Here is a 17,149-nt window from a genome sequence, read left to right on the forward strand (position 1 = left end):
GTTCAGTCCCTTGTATCTTCGCCATCGCTGCCATCCGGAACGTGGTCAGCAGGCATTTCACTCCGGGTCAAAACCGCTGCCGGTTTTTTCAAACCTTTGCCGGTCAGGCCCGCCACCACCTTGTCTTTGGTCTCCAGCAGCTTCTGCACCTTGGCGCCCATTTTCATCAGGCTCATCAAGGTAGCCGAATCCATCTTCTGCACATCGGCCAGCCAGCCCGTCATGAGCTCGATGAGGTCATGCATCTGCTTCATGCGCGCCTGGGCGTGGATGTCGTCCTGGCTGGCGGGCTGCTCCATCAGCGCATCACGCAGCATCGACAGGGTAGGGTCAATCTCGCGCTTGCGGCGCTCTTCAGCCAGCGTCCGAAAAATGGCCCACACATCTTCAGGCGCCTGGAAATACTCGCGTCTGTCGTTGGGCAGGTGTTGCAGCCGCACCAGGTTCCAGGATTGAAGCTCCTTGAGGCCCATGCTCACATTGGAGCGCGAAAAAGCCAGCGACTCAGCTATTTCATCAGCATTGAGCGCCCGTGGTGATACATATAACAACGCATAAATCTGCCCGACAGTGCGGTTAATGCCCCACCGGCTGCCCATTTCGCCGAAATGGAGGACAAAACGCTGGGTGAGTGGGGCGAGGTTCATGGCTGGATTTATTGAATTTTCAGTAATTACTGAAATTATAGGAACCCATCCAGATTTGTACCAGCGCAGGCCCGGAGTCGCCCTTGCAGCGGGTCGGCATTAACCGCGCGCCGCTGCTCCCGGACTTGATCCTGGGTAAGTGCCCCTTTTCAGGCCTCTGGTTTAGGCGCGCCGATCGCTTCGCAGAGCTGGTCAGTACATTTGCCCCAGCCTGCGTGAAAGCCCATCCTGTCGTGCACGTCGCGGTCAACGACCGACCAGTGTTGTATGCGTGCGGTGTAGCGGGTCTTGCCGCCCTCGTCGTCAAACGTCAGTACAGCCGTCATGAAGGGTTTGGCGGAAGGCTTCCATGCCTCCACATAAGCGTCGGTGAACACCAGGCGTCTGTTGGGCACCACTTCCAGGTAGACGCCGCGATTGGGGAACTCCGTGCCGTCGGGTACAGCCATCACGACAAGGCTTGAACCGCCGGGACGCACGTCCATTTCCACCCTTGACGTGGTCCACGGCCTGGGCGCAAACCACTGCTGGAGCAGTTTGGGGTCTGTCCACGCCTGGTAGACCTTGCCGGGCGGTGCGTCTATCAAACGGGTCAGTACAAGTTCGCATTCGGACGCGGGGGCGGAGTGGTGGTCAGTGCTCATGTCACCAAATGTACGCCCGACGGCGCCTGTTCGGAATCAGGGCGCAGGCTTTGGCGCACCAATCAGTTCGCAAAGCTGCTCGGTGGCCTTACCCCAGCCTTCATGAAAGCCCATCTTTTCATGTGCCTCGCGGTCGGCGGCGTTCCAGTGCAACACCCTTGCGGTGTAGCGCGTCTTTCCGCCTTCTTCTTCAAAGCTCAGCACGACCGTCATGAAGGGTTTGTCCGAGGGCTTCCACGCTGCGGTGTACGCATCGGTGAATACCAGGCGCTCGTTGGGCACCACCTCCAGATACACGCCGCGGTTGGGAAATTCTGTGCCGTCGGGGCCGCGCATCACGATCAGGCTGGCCCCGCCTGGCCGCACATCGGTTTCGGCGCGCACGGTCTGCCAGGGTTTGGGCGTGAACCACTGCACGATGAGTTCTGGTTGGGTCCATGCGTCATACAGCTTTGCGCGCGGCGCGGCAATCAGGCGGGTGAGGACAAGTTCGCGGTCAGAGGCCGTGGTGGCATTGCTGGCAGAGGTCATGAAGTTCTCCTTGATATCGATGAAGGTATTTAACAGGACTTTTCAGCCCTTGCCTGTACGACGAAGGAGCAAAAGGTTTATCGACACGCCGCTACAGATTTATCTGCGCCAACCAGCAAGCAAGACGTGAAATGTAAAGTCTTCTTTACATTTTTGATGATTGTTGCCGACCAAGACCGCACCGGGACTGGTTTTTTGACCCCAAAAGGCATTTCCAGGTGCCAAAAACGGCTACAGGCCAATAGATCCGCACGTAAGCAGCTACAAAATAAATAGCAGAATTCCTCAAACCAGCTCTGGCAGTGCTTTTACTGGTCAGGCCGAAGGCAGCGTGCCGGCGGGTTGAATGCAGGCCCGCGCGCTACTCGTTGGCAATGACGTTGCGCAATATGCCCACGTGCCCTACCTCTATCTCCACCACATCACCTGCGCGCATCCACACCGGTGGCTGGCGCCGGGCGCCCACACCGCCGGGCGTACCCGTGACGATCACATCGCCCGGTGACAGCGGCGCGATTGTCGACACATAGGCAATCTGCCGCGCGATGCTGTGGATCAGCATCTCCGTGGTGGCGTGTTGCATGACCTGGCCGTTGAGCCGCGTGGTGAGCGACATAACCGTGCCGAACGGAATCTCATCGGCGGTCACCAGCCAGGGGCCAAAGCCACCCGTGCGCCAGAAATTCTTGCCCGGGCCCCACTGGGAGGTGTGACGCTGCCAGTCCCGGATGGTCGCGTCGTTGTAGCAGGTATAGCCCGCCACATGCGCCGCAGCGTCTGCTTCAGGAATGTGCCGGCCGCCACGCCCGATGACAACCGCAATTTCGCCCTCGTAATCCAGTTGTGTGGAAATTTTCGGGCGCACGATGGGCTGGCCATGCGCGACCTGCGAGTCCGCCACCCGCAGGAAGAAGGTCGGCTGTTCGGTCACTTCGCGCTGGGTTTCCTGCACGTGCTCGTGGTAGTTCAGGCCGCAGCACCAGATCTTTCCCGGGTCCGGAATCACGGGGAGCAGCGTCGCATCTTCGAGCGCCATGTCCGGCTTGCGCCCCCTGATCAGTGTGTCGATCTCCGCCAGTAATGCCGGCTCCAGAATCTCCCTGATCGCGCTGTACCGGCCAGCAGAAGCGTTGACGATGTCGACAATGCCGCCATCAACGACTGCACCGAAGGATACGCGGCCGCTGTTCAAATAACTCACCAGTTTCATTGTTTTATCTCGTCAGTTGTCCGGACGGCGTCCATGCATGACGCCAATGCAATATGGCTAAGCCTCGCCCACAAGGATCTGCGCCAGCCAGTCCGTGACGATGCTGTTGCGCTCCGCCGCGTGGTTGTAGACGCAGTGAACACCGTCGGGCCAGTAAGCCAGGGATGCGGCATGCGCGCCGCGGAATTCGGTGATCTGCTGCGCCTGCTCGTTGGACACGAGCAGATCCTTGCCGCCCTGCACGCACAGCAGTTGTGCCGGCATGCTGCGGATGGCCTTCGGGAAATCCAGCGACTCATAGAACGAGGCCACGTCGATCTCGGGCCCGAGCATGCGACCCACGCGCTGCGTGACGCGCGGGTATTTGTCGTCTGTGCTTCGCTGCCAGACACCGCCGTTGTTCACGCAGGCCTTGACGCGCGCATCGGCAGCGGCAGCAGACATCGCCAGCGTGCCACCCATGCTGTGGCCGAAAACGCCGAACCTGTCCGGGTGCGCGCCGTGCGCCGCAAGCTCATCCATGGCAGATGACACCATTTGCGTGAAATCGGTCCGCAGACGGGAGCCATCCCGCAAGCGTGCAAGACCCTGCCCCGGCAGTTCCAGCAAACACACAGACAGCTTGCAGGCGAGAAAGGAAGGCACACTGCGCCAGAAGGCTTCACACCAGCCGTCCGCGCCGCCCCACACCAGCACGCAGGGTGCGGGCGAATCCGTGTTGTCAGGCCGGACAAACCAGCCCTGATGGCGTGCATCCTGAAACCTGAATTCCAGCGGCTGCACGTCGAGGCCGGAGGATTTCACCCCCTTGCCAAAGGCCTCGGCCTGGCGTTCGTACAGGGCCAGTCTTTGCGCCGGGGCCTCTTCAGCCCCTGCCTGCGCGAGGCGAAAACACGCGGCCGCCAGCAAATAGAAATCAGACGCTGGTACGGCACGCTGGCGCTGCTCCTGCAGGCGCGCGCGCGCGAGGTTGTCCTCAGCCAGGTGCTCAAGCACCTCAACCCACTCCGCACCTTCGCGCACACGGGCATCCAGCCGCAGGAAGTCGTCGATGGCCATGCCGTATTCGAGGGCACGTGCCACCGTATACGAGCGGAGCATGGCCTCGCCATGGGGCGAAGGCCCCTTCACGCCACCGTCCATTTCCGTGGCTTGTGTCCAGCTGTCGAGGGGAGAGATGCGCTCTGCAGCCATGCTCACAACAGCAGTCCGCCAAGTTTGGCCAGTGCTTGTTCCAGCGACGCAGAATCAGCCACAGACGCATGAACATAACGGTCCGGGCGCAGGATCACGGCAACAGCAGCGTAGGGATCCAGCAATGCGGCCTGGTCCGGTGAAAGCTCCACAACCTTCAGGCCAGGCCATTGCCCTGCCAGTGCTGCGGGGCTGGCCGCGCCGGTGAGAAAGCCTGCGCGCGCCACCAATGCGAAATCATGGCCCACCAGGTCGTCGAGGCGCTGGCCGTTGACCACGGGCTGCACAAACTGCCGGCCTATCCCGTTGTTGCCGTTCACCTCGCTCAGGCCCGGCCCGAGATGGGGGTTAGGCGGCGCAAAAGATTTCGGGTTGTCCTGCATGTCCTTCATGCGCGCAGCGATTTCCGTCGGGTCGCTCATCTGCACAAACTTGCCGGCCTCGATGGCACCGCGCGTGAAAGCTGTGACATGCGGCGCGCGTTCGCTTTCATAGGTATCCAGCAGCGCTTCGTCTGCGCGCCCCTGCAGCACGGCGGCCAGCTTCCAGGCCAGGTTCGAAGCGTCCCGCACGCCCGCGCACATGCCCTGCCCCAGGAAGGGCGGCATCCGGTGCGCGGCGTCCCCAGCAATCAGCAGACGTCCTGCCCGCCAGCGTTTGGCGATCAGTGACTCAAAGGTATAGACCGCCGAACGGATGATTTCTCCCTGGTCGCGTTTGATAGGGCGCACCGAGTTCTCGATCAGGTTCCAGATGTTTTCATGGCGCAGCATCTCGCGGGACGACTCGCCGTCGTGCACCATGAACTCCCACCGCAGCCGCTGGCCGGAAGCACCTGCATACGCGGGCCGGGCCGGGTCGCAGATCTGCGTGCTCACCGGCTCGAAACCCATGTCGGTGTGGGTGTTGACATTCACAACCAGCCAGCGCTGCTTGAAGCCGAGGTCTTCATGCGTCGCGCCTATCAACCTGCGCACCAATGACCTGGCACCGTCGCAACCCACCACGTAGCGCGCCCTGAGACTGACCAGCTTGTTGGAGACGACGTCTTCGGCCCGGACTGTCACGCCATCGGCGCCGGATTCGATCTCATACACGTCATGCATCAGGAACTGTTTGAAGCCGGGCGCACCGGCCAGCCGCTTGCGCATATGACCTTCCAGCGTGGGCTGGTAGAACATGTAGTCGCTGACCCAGCCATTCGGGCCACGCTCGCCGCCCCGCTTCCATTCCATCAGCAGCTTGCCGTCGCCATTGACAAAGCGCATGGCTTTGGTCTGCCCGGTGTCGGGCTCGAACGCGTCTGCTATGTCTATGCTTTGCAGCACGCGCATGACTTCGGCGTCGAGATGGCCTGCGCGGGCCAGATGATACACGTCTCCCTCACGTTCAAGAACGGCGACGCGCAGACCCTGCTGCACAAGAAGGTTGGCCAGCGTTGCGCCTACCGGGCCGTAGCCCACGATGGCAACATCAAATTGATCGGTCATCAAACGGTTTCCTTGGGTAGCAGTACTAAAGTCGCTTATTGAATCTTCAGGTCAAGGCTGGTGATCAGCTGTTTGTAGAACTCCTGTTCGCCCCTGATCTGGGTTGAAAAGTCGCTGCTGGAGCTATAGGCAGCCTGAATGCCCGTGGGCAGGCGGTTGGCGAAATCGGGGCTGGCCACCGCACGCCTGAAGGCATCGGAGAGCTGGCGCTTCAGTTCAGGCGATGTGGCCTTGGGCGCCAGCACACCGATCCAGGGCGTGGAGGCCGCCTTGATACCGGCTTCCTCGTAGGTCGGCACATCCGGCAGTTCGGGCAGGCGCGTCCGGCTGGCGACCGCCAGCGCCCTGACCGCACCGGATTTCACATGCGGCACGACAGCCGGTTCGGTATAGAGGTCAAGCCGGCCGCCGATGAAATCCTGCAATGCAGGGCCCATGCCCTTGTACGGGATCGCCTGCATCTGGATGCCTGCATTGCGGGTGATGGCGGCGACGGCCAGGTGGGTCAGGGTTCCATCACCGGGTGTCGCATACGTGTACTTGCCGGGCGCGGCCTTGGCCAGCGCTGCAAACTCGGCCCAGTTTTTTGCCGGGATGTCATTGCGTATCGCCATCACTGCCGAAATGTGCGCGAACTTGGCAATCGGATCGAAATCTGCCGGGGCGTAAGGCACAGCACGCAGCAGGGGCGTGATGCCCATGATGGCGGTCGTCCCTACCAGGAAAGTCCTTCCGTCTGTGGATTTCGCCACAGCCTCTGCTGCAATCACGCCCGAGCCGCCCGGGCGGTTCTCGATGATGACGGGAATCTTCAGGTCTTTTGACACGAGGTCACCCAGAACGCGCGCGGCGTTTTCAAGCCCATCGCCCGGCGGGAAAGGCACGACCAGTTTCAATGGGGAAGCGCTGCCCCCGATTTGCGCATGCGCTGCGAACGCGACGGCAATCAGGCTGGCGGAAAAAGTTCTACGTAACATGTGTTGTCTCCTTGTTTAAATTTTTCACAGGGGCGTCGCCTGGAGTCAGGTCCCGCGCCCCATCCGTATAGCCATCTCGGCTCTCCATTGCTCACGCGGCTTGAACCCCGGGAGCGCACGCGCATGCCGCTCCACCCAGGCGAGCAGTTCGTTTGTCGGAAGGTCGATGGGGGCTTCGACACGGCACGGCTGCGACACATACCACGGCGTATCGACATACAGCTCAAGACGGTTCCCCTCCGGATCGCGGCAATACAACGAAACCGCATTGCCATGGGTGACTGCAACCAGCTCATCGACGTTTTTCGCCTTGAGCTGCCTGTACAGCTCCTGCAAAGCCTCCAGCGAGTCGGCCTTCAATGAAATCTGGTTGATCACATTGAAATGGTCTTCCGGCGGACGCCCTGACACCAGAACGATCTGGTGGTGCTCATCGGGATCCCTGCTGAGGAAAACCAGGCGCGCGACACCGCCCTTCACCTGCAGGTTCCCGCGATCCGTCTCGGTGAAGCCGAGCACCGACGTGTAGAAATTCGCCTGTGTATCCATATCTCTGGCGAAAAGCCCGACGTGAGAGAACTTCAGGGAGGGCACGAGCTTGTCTTGTGATTTCATAATTGTCATATTGTGACAATAATTGAAATTATGTCCATCATTCATTTCTCAGTAGAAACCCTTGTTGTCGATATAAAGAAATCACGATTGTTTTGCACGGCGTTCAACGTCCGTCGGCTTTCGAAGCCCTAGAATCACCAGCCATATGCGGCGCACATTCCCATGACCGACGAATCCGGTTCCAGCCTTACCCGAATGCTCGCAATCCTCGATCTCTTCACTCTGGATCGATTCGAATGGACGGTGGACGGGCTCTCGGAGGTCACGGGATACACCAGTTCCTCGACCTATCGTTATGTCCGGGCACTGGGGCGTGCCGGACTGCTGGCCCGCATGCCCGGCGGCACCTACGTGGTGGGCGCCAAGATCATTGAGCTGGAGACGCTCGTCAAGCGTGTCGACCCGGTAGTCACGGCCGCCTTGCCGGTGCTGGAGGACCTGGCCCGGCAGACAGGTTGCAGCTGCCTGCTGTCCAGCGTTTATGGGGACCACCTCATCAACGTCGCACACGTGCAGGGCGCAGAACCCGTGGACATTACCTATGCACGAGGCGAACCGTTGCCGTGGTTCCGCGGAGCCCCGGGCACCGCAGTACTTGCATTCATGCCGGCGTCGCGGGTACGCAAGCTGTTCAACAAGTTCGGCTCAACAGGAGACGATCCAAACGCGTGGACCGACTGCCGCAACAGGCTCAAGGAGGCCCGCCTTGCAGGATTCTGCGTGAGCCATGGAGAGCTGCAAACCGATCTGGTCGGCTTCGGCGTTCCGGTGATGCCGGAAGGCGAGCCTATCGGCAGCATTTCACTGGTATGCACACGCAGCCGTGCAGAACTTCTCGACAGGCGAGCCATTGGCCAGTTAATGGTCGAACGGGCGACGGCTCTCGGAAAGAAGATTTCGGAGCACCGCGCCTAGCCACGCGTGATGGCGCGCAAGGCATCGAAGGCGCTGCCATCGGCTTGAGTCCCCCGCGCGAACCTAGTCCAGCTTCACATTCGCCTGGCGAATCACCTTGCCCCACATCGCGCGATCAGCGTTGATGAAGGCGGTGAATTCGGCTGGCGTATTGCAGCGCAACTCGCCGCCGTAGTCACGCCACTTCTTTGCGAGCTCCTGCGACTGGCAGGCCTGCTTCATCGCATTGCTCAACTTGTCGAGGATGGGTTGTGGTGTGCCAGCCGGTGCCAGCATGCCCTGCCATGCGATGGGCGCGTAATCGGGCAAGCCGGCTTCAGCAAAGGTCGGCACGGCCGGAAAGCTCGGGTGACGCTCCTTCCCGGTGATGGCCAGCAGCTTGAGCTTGCCTCCCCTGATGGGACCGGCCGCTGCGGGCAGACCGTCAAACATCAGTTGCACCTGGCCGGCCAGCAGGTCGTTGTAGGGGCTGGTGCTGTTGTAGGGCACCAGGTTCGTTTTGACCTTTGCCGCGTCGTTGAACCAGACACCCGACAGGTGTGAGTAGCTGCCTATGCCCGATGTCGCCACCGACACCGATTCGGGCTTGGCCTTGAGTTCTGCAATCAGCGCCTTCGCATCCTTTGCCTGCACGCCGGGGTTGGCAATCAGGCCGGTATTGAGGATGCCCAGCAGGCTGATGGGCGCGAAGTCTTTTTCAGCATTGAAAGGCAATTTTGAAAACAGGTGCGGCACCACCGACAAGGAACTGGTCGTGCCGATGTAGAGCGAATATCCATCAGGCGCTGCGCGGGCTGCGGCTTCTGTGCCGATGATGTTGGAAGCACCGGGCCGGTTCTCGACCACAAAAGTCTGCCCCAGGATTTTGGTCAACTCGGCCGCGATCTCGCGTGCGTTCGCATCAGGGCCACTGCCTGCGGGGAAAGGCGCGATGATGCGCACGGGCTTTGAAGGGTAGTCCTGCGCTTGCGCGGCGAGCGGGGCGCAGACCAGCAGGGCTGCAGATGCGAAAGTGAGAAGAGTCGAAAGGCGGGGTTTGAAAGTCTTGGTCACAAAGGTCTCCATTTAATATTTTGATAATAAATACGCAAAACAATCGTACTATAAGTCTTTCAATTATCAATATATGATAATATTTACACAAATTAGAATGACGCATGCATGCAACAGCTCTTGAAGGAGACATGGTGGAGAAAAACTCACAACACGCTGGCCGACTGAGCCTGCAATTCAGCCACCTGGGCATTTACGTGACCGACCTGCCAAAGATGGCGGCGTTTTACAAACAGGCGCTTCAGTTCACGCAGACCGATTTCGGCGACCTGGGCCCCGTGCAACTGGTGTTCTTGAGCCGTGACCCGAGCGAGCACCACCAGATCGTGCTGGCCACGGGCCGGCCAGCAGACATGGCTTTCAATGTCGTCAACCAGCTGTCGTTTCGTGTGCCCGACCTGCAGACGCTGCGCGCGTTTCACAAACGCACGCTGGCCCATGGCGCAACAGACATGCATCCGGTGACACATGGCAATGCGATTTCCATCTACTGCCGCGACCCCGAAGGCAACCGTCTGGAAATCTTCATGGACACGCCCTGGTACTGCGACCAGCCGCTGCGCGAGCCCATTGACTTTACCGAGACCGACGAGGCCATCATGGCGCGCGCCGAGGCCATTGCCAAACGCCTGCCGAAATTCATGTCGCGGCAAAAGTGGCAAAGCGAAGTGGCAAAACGAATGGAAGAAGACCAGCGTGCCTGATACCGACAGCTCTCCGGTGTTCGATGTGGCCATCGTGGGCTACGGCCCCACAGGCGCAACGCTGGCCAACCTGCTGGGCAGTGCCGGGCTGTCGGTGCTGGTCATCGAAAAAGAAGCGGACATCTTCCCGCTGCCACGCGCCATTCACTTTGATGGTGAGGTGATGCGCATCTTCCAGAGCCTGGGTTTGAAGCAGGAGGCGCTGGCCATCTCGCGCCCCGGCATCCAGGGCATGCATTTTGTAAACGCCGCGAACGAGACCCTGATGATTCGCGGCGGCACGGCCGCACTCGGCCCGCACGGCTGCGCCAACAACTACTACTTTCACCAGCCTGAACTTGAAGCCCTGCTGCGCAAGGGCTGCCAGCGCTTTGCCAACGTCACGGTCTGCCTTGAGCATGAACTGCTCTCTGTGACACAGGATGGTACCCTTGCCACGCTGTCTGTGCACAAGCACAGTACCCATCAGGCAGTCACATTCCAGGCGCGTTATGTGGTGGGATGCGACGGCGCGCGCTCGCCGGTGCGCAAGGCCATGGGCAGCCCGCTTGTTGATCTGGGCCTTCGTCAGCCCTGGCTTGTATTTGATGTGGTACTGAAACGCGATGTCGCCCTGCCCGCCCACACCGTGCAGATCTGTGACCCCGCGCGCCCCATGACGTTTTGCAACGTGACCGGCAACCGGCGCCGCTGGGAGATCATGGTCATGCCCGGCGATGACCATGAAGAACTGGTCAAACCCGGCAGCCTGTGGAAGCTGGTTTCGCGCTGGGTCACGCCAGCAGATGCACAGCTTGAACGCGCTGCGATCTACACCTTTCACTCTGTCATCGCGACAGGCTGGCGCAAAGGCCGGCTGCTTCTGGCCGGCGATGCCTGCCACCAGACACCCCCCTTCCTGGGTCAGGGCATGTGCGCGGGCATACGCGATGCCGCCAACCTGGCCTGGAAGCTGGAAGCCATCACACAGGGCCGGGCCACTGATGCCCTGCTGGACAGCTATGAAGAAGAGCGCTCACCACATGTGCGCTCGCTGATAGAGCTGGCCGTCAAACTGGGCGGCATCATCCAGACCACAGACCCGGCAGAGGCAAAGGCCCGCGACGAAAAGTTTGCCGCAGGTGGCCCCGAGATTTTCGAGTTGCCCGCGCAATCGCTGGGCGGCAGCCATTTTCAGAATGCCAGCCACAAGGCTGTGGGCCGCCCCTTCCCGCAGCCACGCCTTGCTGACGGGCGCTGGCTTGATGAGGTGCTCGGCAGGCGCATGACCGTCATGGGCCGCAGGGATGTCATTGCCAGGGTGTCGACCGAAGTTAAAAGGCAGTGGCGCGACCTGGACATGCAGGTACTGGACACGCCTGATAATGCGGTGAACGACTGGCTGCAGACCCACCAGGTCGCGGCTGTCATCATCCGCCCTGACCGCTACGTGCTGGGCGTGGCCCGCAATGCGCAGGAGCTTGAAGATCTATCCCGCCACCTGCCTGCCCCACACAAACTGCGCGAGGAAGCCGCCCTGTGAGTGAAGAAAAAACTGCTTCAGGCCTGAGCCGCATGCTCGGCGTGCTGGACCTGTTTGACGACAGCATGTTGACGCGCACGGCCGAAAGCATCGCCGAAGAGATGGGCGTCTCCATCCCCACCGGCTACCGCTACGTGCGCCTGCTGGTCGAGGCCGGCCTGCTGCAGCGTGTCGAGAACTCTCATTACACGCTGGGCCCGCGCATCATCCTGCTGGACCACTACATCCGCAAGGCCGACCCGGTGCTCCGCGAAGGCATTCCCATCATGCGTGAGCTGGTAGAGACCACCGGCTTTGATTGCGTCAGCTCCAGCCTCTTCGGCGACCAGTTGCTGGACACCCACCGCGAATACAGCGGTGTGCCCGCAGCACTGGCCTACGGCAGGGGGCGGCCGCGCCCGCTGTTCAGGGGTGGCGCGCCAAAAGTCATCGTCGCGGGTTTTCCGCCGGCACAGTTGCACAAGCTGTTTGATGCGCACAGGGCAGAGGCCGTACAAAACGGCCTGCCCGGCGAGTGGAGCGACTTTCGCCGTTACTACGCCGCCATACGCAAGGCGGGGCACTATCTTTCAAACGGTGAACTTGAACCCCACCTGGCTGCACTGGCAGCACCCATCGCCAAGGCCGACGGCGGCACATGGGGAGCCATCTCGCTGGTGCTGGAGACCTCGCGCCTCGCCATCGTCGACACCGACAAACTGGCCAGGCTGGTGATGGACGCTGCGCAGCGGCTCAGCGCCCGTCTAAACTGATCCCGACTCCACCTGTCTCAACTGATTTTTCAACTACACAACCGGACAAACAAATCATGAAGCTCATCAGCTTTAAACACGGCGGCAAAAATACATTCGGTGCTGTCAACGGCGACAGGATCATTGACCTGCAGCCCGCCTTCGCTGGCCGCGCAACCGACCTGAAGTCGCTGATTGCAGCAGACCTGGTGGCAGAAGCCGCAGCCTTTGCCAAAACCGCTAAGTCCACGCTGGCACTCGCCGATGTTGAACTGCTGCCCGTCATTCCCAACCCCGGCAAGATTGTCTGCGTGGGGCTGAACTACGGCGAACATGTGCGCGAAACCGGCCGCGAGATCACCGAAAGCCCTGCGCTGTTTTTGCGCCTGAATGAATCGCAGGTCGCGCATGGCCAGGACATCATCCGCCCGCGTGAATCCCACCGTCTGGACTATGAAGGCGAGATCGCCGTCATCATCGGCAAGGGCGGCAGGCGCATTTCGGAAGCTGATTCGTGGAATCACATTGCAGGCTACAGCTGCTACAACGACGGCAGCATTCGCGATTGGCAGGTCGCTACCAGCCAGTGGACGCCAGGCAAGAACTTCTGGCGCACCGGGGCCTTCGGCCCGTGGATGGTGACCTCGGACGAGATCAAACCCAACCAGCAGATGACGCTCACCACGCGCCTCAATGGCCAGGAGCTCCAGCGCGCTACGACAGACATGATGATCCACAGCATTCCGCGCCAGATCGCCTACATCTCGACCTTCATTCCACTGGAAGCTGGCGACGTGATCGTCACGGGAACGCCAGGCGGGGTGGGTAACAAGCGTACACCGCAGCTGTTCATGAAGCCTGGCGACGTTGTCGAGATTGAGGTGGATGCCGTGGGTATTTTGCGCAACGGGATTCGGGACGAGGTGTAAGCGCTACTCAGGGGGCAGTACCGCGCCGCTGTGCGCTGGTATGGCACCCTGCACTTCCACGCTGGGTTTGCCCGGCCTGACAGCAAAGAAAATTGCTATTAATTCAGTAGCTTCTCACGTACGTATCTATTGGCTTGCAGCCTGATTTGGCATCAAAAAAGGCCTTTTTTTCGCCTTTTTTGAGGTCCAAAACCCTCAAAATCAGTTCCTGAGCCGGTTTTGGTCGAAATGTTAAGTTGCAGGTTAACTTTCAGGATCTATCGCAGGAGGGTGACATGGGTCACCCACTATCATTCACGCGATGCAAGACGCCACGCCGCCCGATACCATCCACCCCGCACAAAGCTTTATCGGCCGCTGGCAAGGCGTCACCGCCAGTGAGTTGTCCACCGCGCAAAGTTTTGTGCGCGAGCTTTGCGAGCTGCTGAGCGTTGCGGTTCCCCATGCCACCGCCGAGCAGGACTACATGTTCGAGCGCCCCATTACCTTTAACCACGGCGACGGCAGCAGCAGCCCCGGCCGCATCGACTGCTATCGAAAAGGGCATTTCGTACTGGAGGCCAAAAAGCTCAAAGCCCCCACACACACCAAAGGGTTTGACGGTGCCTTGATGATGGCGCGCGCCCAGGCTGAAAACTATGCCCGCGCCCTGCCGCCAGAAGACGGCCGCCCGCCCTTTTTGCTGGTGGTGGATGTGGGTAATGTCATCGAGGTGTATTCAGAGTTCACCCGCAGCGGTGCCACCTACACGCCCTTTCCCGACCCGCGCAGCCACCGCATTCCGCTCGCCATGCTGGCCGATGCAGACGTGCGCGAGCGCCTCAAACGTATCTGGACAGACCCCGAAAGTCTGAACCCCACGCGCGCGAGTGCCCGCGTCACCAGGCAAGTCGCCACGCAACTGGCAGAGCTGGCACGCTCGCTTGAACAGTCTGGCCACCGGGCTGACCACGTGGCGGCGTTTCTCACGCGCTGCCTTTTCTCCATGTTTGCCGAAGACGTTGAACTGTTGCCCAGGGTAGAGGGCAAAGGCGGCTTTCTGAATTTGCTCCAGACTCACCGCGACAACCCCGCCGCACTGGAGCAAATGCTGCGCGTGCTCTGGACCGACATGGACCGTGGCGGTTTCTCGGCCGCACTGGCCACGCAGGTGCTCAAGTTCAATGGCAAGCTGTTCAAGGAGTCGGGCGCAAGCGGCTATTCGCTGCTTCTGAACAAGGAGCAGATCGAACGCCTGATCAACGCAGCCAGGGCCAACTGGCGCGAAGTCGAGCCCGCCATTTTCGGGACTTTGCTCGAACGCGCCCTGGACCCGACCGAGCGCCATGCCCTGGGCGCCCACTACACGCCTCGCGCCTACGTCGAGCGCCTGGTGTTGCCAACCGTGGTGGAGCCGCTGCGCGCTGACTGGCTCAATGCGCAGACAGCGGCCCTGGTGCTGGCACGCGAGGCCGCCGAACTAACCGGCAAGGACCACGACAAAAAGATGGAAGAGGCGCGCGCCGAGGTGCGCAGGTTTCACCACCAGCTGTGCACCACCAGCGTGCTGGATCCCGCCTGCGGCAGCGGCAACTTTTTGTATGTGACCCTGGAGCATCTCAAGCGCCTTGAGGGTGAAGTGCTCAACCAGCTGGCAGACCTGGGCGAGACGCAGGACAAACTCGGCTTTGAAAGCGAAACCGTCACGCCGCAGCAGCTTCTGGGTGTGGAGATCAATGAACGCGCCGCTGCGCTGGCCGAACTGGTGCTGTGGATTGGCTACCTGCAATGGCACATCCGCACACGCGGCAACAAGGCTGTGGCTGAACCCGTGGTGCATGACTACGGCAACATCGAGCACCGCGATGCCGTGCTGGCATGGGCTGACAGCGATCTGGCCTACGACGCGGACGGGCAACTCCTGAGCCGATGGGATGGCAAGACGTTTAAAACGCACCCCGTCACGGGGGCCCTGGTGCCTGATGAGGCTGCGCTGGTGCCGCAGTGGAAGTACATCAAACCAGCTCAGGCAAAGTGGCCCCAAACTGATTTCATCGTCGGCAACCCGCCATTCATCGGTGCCAGCACCATGCGCGCCGCCCTGGGCGATGGCTATGTAGAGGCACTGCGCAAGACCTGGCCCGACGTGCCTGAGAGTGCTGATTTCGTGATGTACTGGTGGCACCACGCGGCCTGCGCCGTGCGTGATGGCAAGGCTCGCCGGTTTGGTTTCATCACGACCAACAGCCTGCGCCAGACCTTTAACCGTAGAGTGGTTGACGCTCAATTGTCACCCCCCCCCGCAAAACGACAATTCAAAACCAGCCGTCTATCGCGCTTGTATTTGCCATCGCAGACCATCCCTGGGTAGACAGCGCCAATGGCGCTGCGGTGCGCATTGCGATGACGGTTGGCGCACGCAGAGACGATGTCAGCCTGAATGATGTGCCAGACCTCAATGTGCTGGCCAACCTGAACGTTGCGAATGGCAGGCTGCTGACAGTCATCGCCGAGAAAACCGTTGAAGAAGGCGAAGTCGCAGTCACGCTGACCGAGCAATGGGGCGAGATTCATGCAGACCTCAGCATAGGCGCAAACGTGGCGTCAGCAGAGCCGCTTAAGGCCAACGAAAATCTCAGCAATCGCGGTGTACAACTTTTCGGTGCGGGCTTCATAGTCACGCCCGAGGAGGCCACTGCATTCACACTGCAGGGGTCGCAAAACATTATTCGCGAATACCGTAATGGCAGAGACCTGACCGAAGCGCCGCGTGGCGTAAAAGTCATCGACGCGTTTGGTCTGAGCGCAGAGCAGTTGCGTACGCAGTTTCCAGATGTGTACCAATGGCTACTGGAGCGAGTGAAACCCGAGCGAGATCAAAACAACCGCGCAAGTTACCGCGATAGCTGGTGGATTCATGGGGAACCACGCAAAGTGATGCGCAAGCAGCTCGCTGGACTACCTCGCTATATCGCTACCGTTGAAACTGCAAAGCACCGCACGTTTCAATTTGTAGACGCAAGCATATTGCCGGACAACATGCTGATCGCCATAGCCAGCAACGACGCGCTCCACTTGGGTATTCTTTCCAGTCGCGCGCACGCAGCGTGGGCATGGGCAAACGGCGGCTCTATTGGCATGTATGTTGGCAATGTCCGCTACAACAAATCCCGCTGCTTCGAAACCTTTCCCTTCCCCGATCAAGACACAGGCCTGACACCCGCGCTGCGTCAGCGCATCACAACGCTGGCCGAGCAAATCGACGCACACCGAAAACACCAGCAGGCAATGCATACCGGCCTGACGCTCACCGGCATGTACAACGTGCTCGAAGCGCTGCACGAAGGACGGGAACTGACGACCAAAGAAAAGACCATACACACGCAGGGCCTGGTCGCCGTGCTGAAAGAACTTCACGATGAACTGGATGCCGCCGTACTCCAGGCCTATGGGCTGCAAGCCAACATGGGCACTGACGAACTTCTCACCCATCTGGTCGCCCTGAACGCGAGGCGCGCCGCAGAAGAAAAAACAGGGCACGTTCGCTGGCTGCGACCCGAGTTTCAGAATCCAGCGACCGCCAGCGCGCAAGCCGCTGGCAGCAAGCAGGCCGAGATGCCGCTTGAAACACCCCAAAAGAAAATGCCTGCCGGCAAGTCTTCAGAAACCGACACAAGCCAGGTCTGGCCAGCCAGCCTGCCCGATCAGGTGCGGGCATTGGCGCTGGTGCTGGGCAGCCAGCCGGGCGTCCTGACGATTGCCGACATAGAAACCCGCTTCAAGGGCCGGGGCCCCTGGAAGAAAAGCCTGCCGCGCATCCTCGACACGCTCGCAGCCGTCGGTCGGGCACGGCGCGAAGGGGATGGCTGGCGAGCCTAGGGCACAGGAGGGTGTTCAGGAAACCAGTCGCAAACGTGCCTTTGCTATTAATTCAGTAGCTGCTCACGTCCGTATCCATTGGCCTGCAGCCCGATTTGACACCTAAAAATCGCCTTTTTAGAGCATTTT

16 protein-coding genes are annotated in these 17,149 nt (G+C 60.5%); 7 read left to right on the forward strand and 9 right to left on the reverse strand.

All coding sequences use genetic code 11. The annotated features are described in order from the left end of the window. Nucleotides 1-2 precede the first annotated feature (2 nt). The 8 genes from HYX42_RS14950 to HYX42_RS14985 form a co-directional block, all read right to left on the reverse strand. Complete coding sequence (locus HYX42_RS14950; RefSeq protein ID WP_293404389.1) at nt 3-647, reverse strand: GbsR/MarR family transcriptional regulator; 645 nt, start codon at nt 645-647, stop codon at nt 3-5. Between the two features lie 149 nt (nt 648-796). Beyond that, nucleotides 797-1,291 carry an SRPBCC family protein gene (locus HYX42_RS14955; protein WP_293404391.1) on the reverse strand — a complete coding sequence of 165 codons (495 nt, stop codon included), beginning with the start codon at nt 1,289-1,291 and terminating at the stop codon, nt 797-799. A gap of 36 nt (nt 1,292-1,327) precedes the next feature. Further along, the gene (locus HYX42_RS14960) at nt 1,328-1,822 is read right to left on the reverse strand and encodes an SRPBCC family protein (protein WP_293404393.1); all 495 of its coding nucleotides are present in this window, start codon (nt 1,820-1,822) and stop codon (nt 1,328-1,330) included. Between the two features lie 361 nt (nt 1,823-2,183). Beyond that, nucleotides 2,184-3,032 carry a fumarylacetoacetate hydrolase family protein gene (locus tag HYX42_RS14965; protein WP_293404395.1) on the reverse strand — a complete coding sequence of 283 codons (849 nt, stop codon included), beginning with the start codon at nt 3,030-3,032 and terminating at the stop codon, nt 2,184-2,186. Between the two features lie 57 nt (nt 3,033-3,089). Next, the gene (locus tag HYX42_RS14970) at nt 3,090-4,226 is read right to left on the reverse strand and encodes an alpha/beta fold hydrolase (RefSeq protein WP_293404553.1); all 1,137 of its coding nucleotides are present in this window, start codon (nt 4,224-4,226) and stop codon (nt 3,090-3,092) included. A 2-nt stretch (nt 4,227-4,228) separates the two neighbouring features. Then, nucleotides 4,229-5,716 carry a bifunctional 3-(3-hydroxy-phenyl)propionate/3-hydroxycinnamic acid hydroxylase gene (locus HYX42_RS14975; protein ID WP_293404397.1) on the reverse strand — a complete coding sequence of 496 codons (1,488 nt, stop codon included), beginning with the start codon at nt 5,714-5,716 and terminating at the stop codon, nt 4,229-4,231. 35 nt (nt 5,717-5,751) lie between these two features. Further along, the gene (locus HYX42_RS14980; RefSeq protein WP_293404398.1) at nt 5,752-6,693 is read right to left on the reverse strand and encodes a tripartite tricarboxylate transporter substrate binding protein; all 942 of its coding nucleotides are present in this window, start codon (nt 6,691-6,693) and stop codon (nt 5,752-5,754) included. 45 nt (nt 6,694-6,738) lie between these two features. Further along, nucleotides 6,739-7,308 carry a VOC family protein gene (locus HYX42_RS14985; RefSeq protein ID WP_293404399.1) on the reverse strand — a complete coding sequence of 190 codons (570 nt, stop codon included), beginning with the start codon at nt 7,306-7,308 and terminating at the stop codon, nt 6,739-6,741. 162 nt (nt 7,309-7,470) lie between these two features. On the opposite strand from HYX42_RS14985, the gene HYX42_RS14990 reads away from it, so the two are divergent. Continuing rightward, the gene (locus HYX42_RS14990) at nt 7,471-8,223 is read left to right on the forward strand and encodes an IclR family transcriptional regulator (protein ID WP_293404400.1); all 753 of its coding nucleotides are present in this window, start codon (nt 7,471-7,473) and stop codon (nt 8,221-8,223) included. A 63-nt stretch (nt 8,224-8,286) separates the two neighbouring features. Here the strand turns inward: HYX42_RS14990 and HYX42_RS14995 are convergent, their stop codons facing one another. After that, the gene (locus HYX42_RS14995) at nt 8,287-9,276 is read right to left on the reverse strand and encodes a tripartite tricarboxylate transporter substrate binding protein (protein WP_293404402.1); all 990 of its coding nucleotides are present in this window, start codon (nt 9,274-9,276) and stop codon (nt 8,287-8,289) included. 131 nt (nt 9,277-9,407) lie between these two features. Between HYX42_RS14995 and HYX42_RS15000 the strand changes: the two genes are divergently transcribed. The 6 genes from HYX42_RS15000 (at nt 9,408) to HYX42_RS15025 (ending at nt 17,020) form a co-directional block, all read left to right on the forward strand. After that, on the forward strand, nt 9,408-9,980 hold the full coding sequence (locus tag HYX42_RS15000; protein ID WP_293404554.1) for a VOC family protein: 573 nt from the start codon (nt 9,408-9,410) through the stop codon (nt 9,978-9,980). Continuing rightward, complete coding sequence (locus HYX42_RS15005; protein ID WP_293404405.1) at nt 9,973-11,502, forward strand: bifunctional 3-(3-hydroxy-phenyl)propionate/3-hydroxycinnamic acid hydroxylase; 1,530 nt, start codon at nt 9,973-9,975, stop codon at nt 11,500-11,502. The genes HYX42_RS15000 and HYX42_RS15005 overlap by 8 nt, the downstream gene beginning before the upstream one ends. Next, entirely contained in the window at nt 11,499-12,254 is a 756-nt protein-coding gene (locus HYX42_RS15010) for an IclR family transcriptional regulator C-terminal domain-containing protein (RefSeq protein ID WP_293404407.1), read from the forward strand. The genes HYX42_RS15005 and HYX42_RS15010 overlap by 4 nt, the downstream gene beginning before the upstream one ends. Nucleotides 12,255-12,310: 56 nt before the next feature. Beyond that, nucleotides 12,311-13,162, forward strand: coding sequence for a fumarylacetoacetate hydrolase family protein (locus HYX42_RS15015; RefSeq protein WP_293404409.1), 852 nt, complete (start codon nt 12,311-12,313; stop codon nt 13,160-13,162). A 301-nt stretch (nt 13,163-13,463) separates the two neighbouring features. Beyond that, complete coding sequence (locus HYX42_RS15020) at nt 13,464-15,512, forward strand: DNA methyltransferase (protein ID WP_293404411.1); 2,049 nt, start codon at nt 13,464-13,466, stop codon at nt 15,510-15,512. Between the two features lie 20 nt (nt 15,513-15,532). Continuing rightward, complete coding sequence (locus HYX42_RS15025; RefSeq protein WP_293404413.1) at nt 15,533-17,020, forward strand: type IIL restriction-modification enzyme MmeI; 1,488 nt, start codon at nt 15,533-15,535, stop codon at nt 17,018-17,020. The last annotated feature ends 129 nt before the right edge of the window (nt 17,021-17,149 follow it).

Origin of the sequence: Polaromonas sp. (assembly GCF_016185115.1) — a bacterium.
Lineage (GTDB): Bacteria > Pseudomonadota > Gammaproteobacteria > Burkholderiales > Burkholderiaceae_C > Polaromonas.

What these genes read in the sequence shown, in the direction of transcription:
- HYX42_RS14970 (WP_293404553.1), bottom strand. Translation starts at nt 4,226, where the DNA reads ATGGCTGCAGAGCGCATCTCTCCCCTCGACAGCTGGACACAAGCCACG.
- HYX42_RS14955 (WP_293404391.1), bottom strand. Translation starts at nt 1,291, where the DNA reads ATGAGCACTGACCACCACTCCGCCCCCGCGTCCGAATGCGAACTTGTA.
- HYX42_RS14990 (WP_293404400.1), top strand. Translation starts at nt 7,471, where the DNA reads ATGACCGACGAATCCGGTTCCAGCCTTACCCGAATGCTCGCAATCCTC.
- HYX42_RS14960 (WP_293404393.1), bottom strand. Translation starts at nt 1,822, where the DNA reads ATGACCTCTGCCAGCAATGCCACCACGGCCTCTGACCGCGAACTTGTC.
- HYX42_RS14965 (WP_293404395.1), bottom strand. Translation starts at nt 3,032, where the DNA reads ATGAAACTGGTGAGTTATTTGAACAGCGGCCGCGTATCCTTCGGTGCA.
- HYX42_RS14980 (WP_293404398.1), bottom strand. Translation starts at nt 6,693, where the DNA reads ATGTTACGTAGAACTTTTTCCGCCAGCCTGATTGCCGTCGCGTTCGCA.
- HYX42_RS14985 (WP_293404399.1), bottom strand. Translation starts at nt 7,308, where the DNA reads ATGAAATCACAAGACAAGCTCGTGCCCTCCCTGAAGTTCTCTCACGTC.
- HYX42_RS14975 (WP_293404397.1), bottom strand. Translation starts at nt 5,716, where the DNA reads ATGACCGATCAATTTGATGTTGCCATCGTGGGCTACGGCCCGGTAGGC.
- HYX42_RS15020 (WP_293404411.1), top strand. Translation starts at nt 13,464, where the DNA reads ATGCAAGACGCCACGCCGCCCGATACCATCCACCCCGCACAAAGCTTT.
- HYX42_RS15015 (WP_293404409.1), top strand. Translation starts at nt 12,311, where the DNA reads ATGAAGCTCATCAGCTTTAAACACGGCGGCAAAAATACATTCGGTGCT.
- HYX42_RS14950 (WP_293404389.1), bottom strand. Translation starts at nt 647, where the DNA reads ATGAACCTCGCCCCACTCACCCAGCGTTTTGTCCTCCATTTCGGCGAA.
- HYX42_RS15000 (WP_293404554.1), top strand. Translation starts at nt 9,408, where the DNA reads ATGGTGGAGAAAAACTCACAACACGCTGGCCGACTGAGCCTGCAATTC.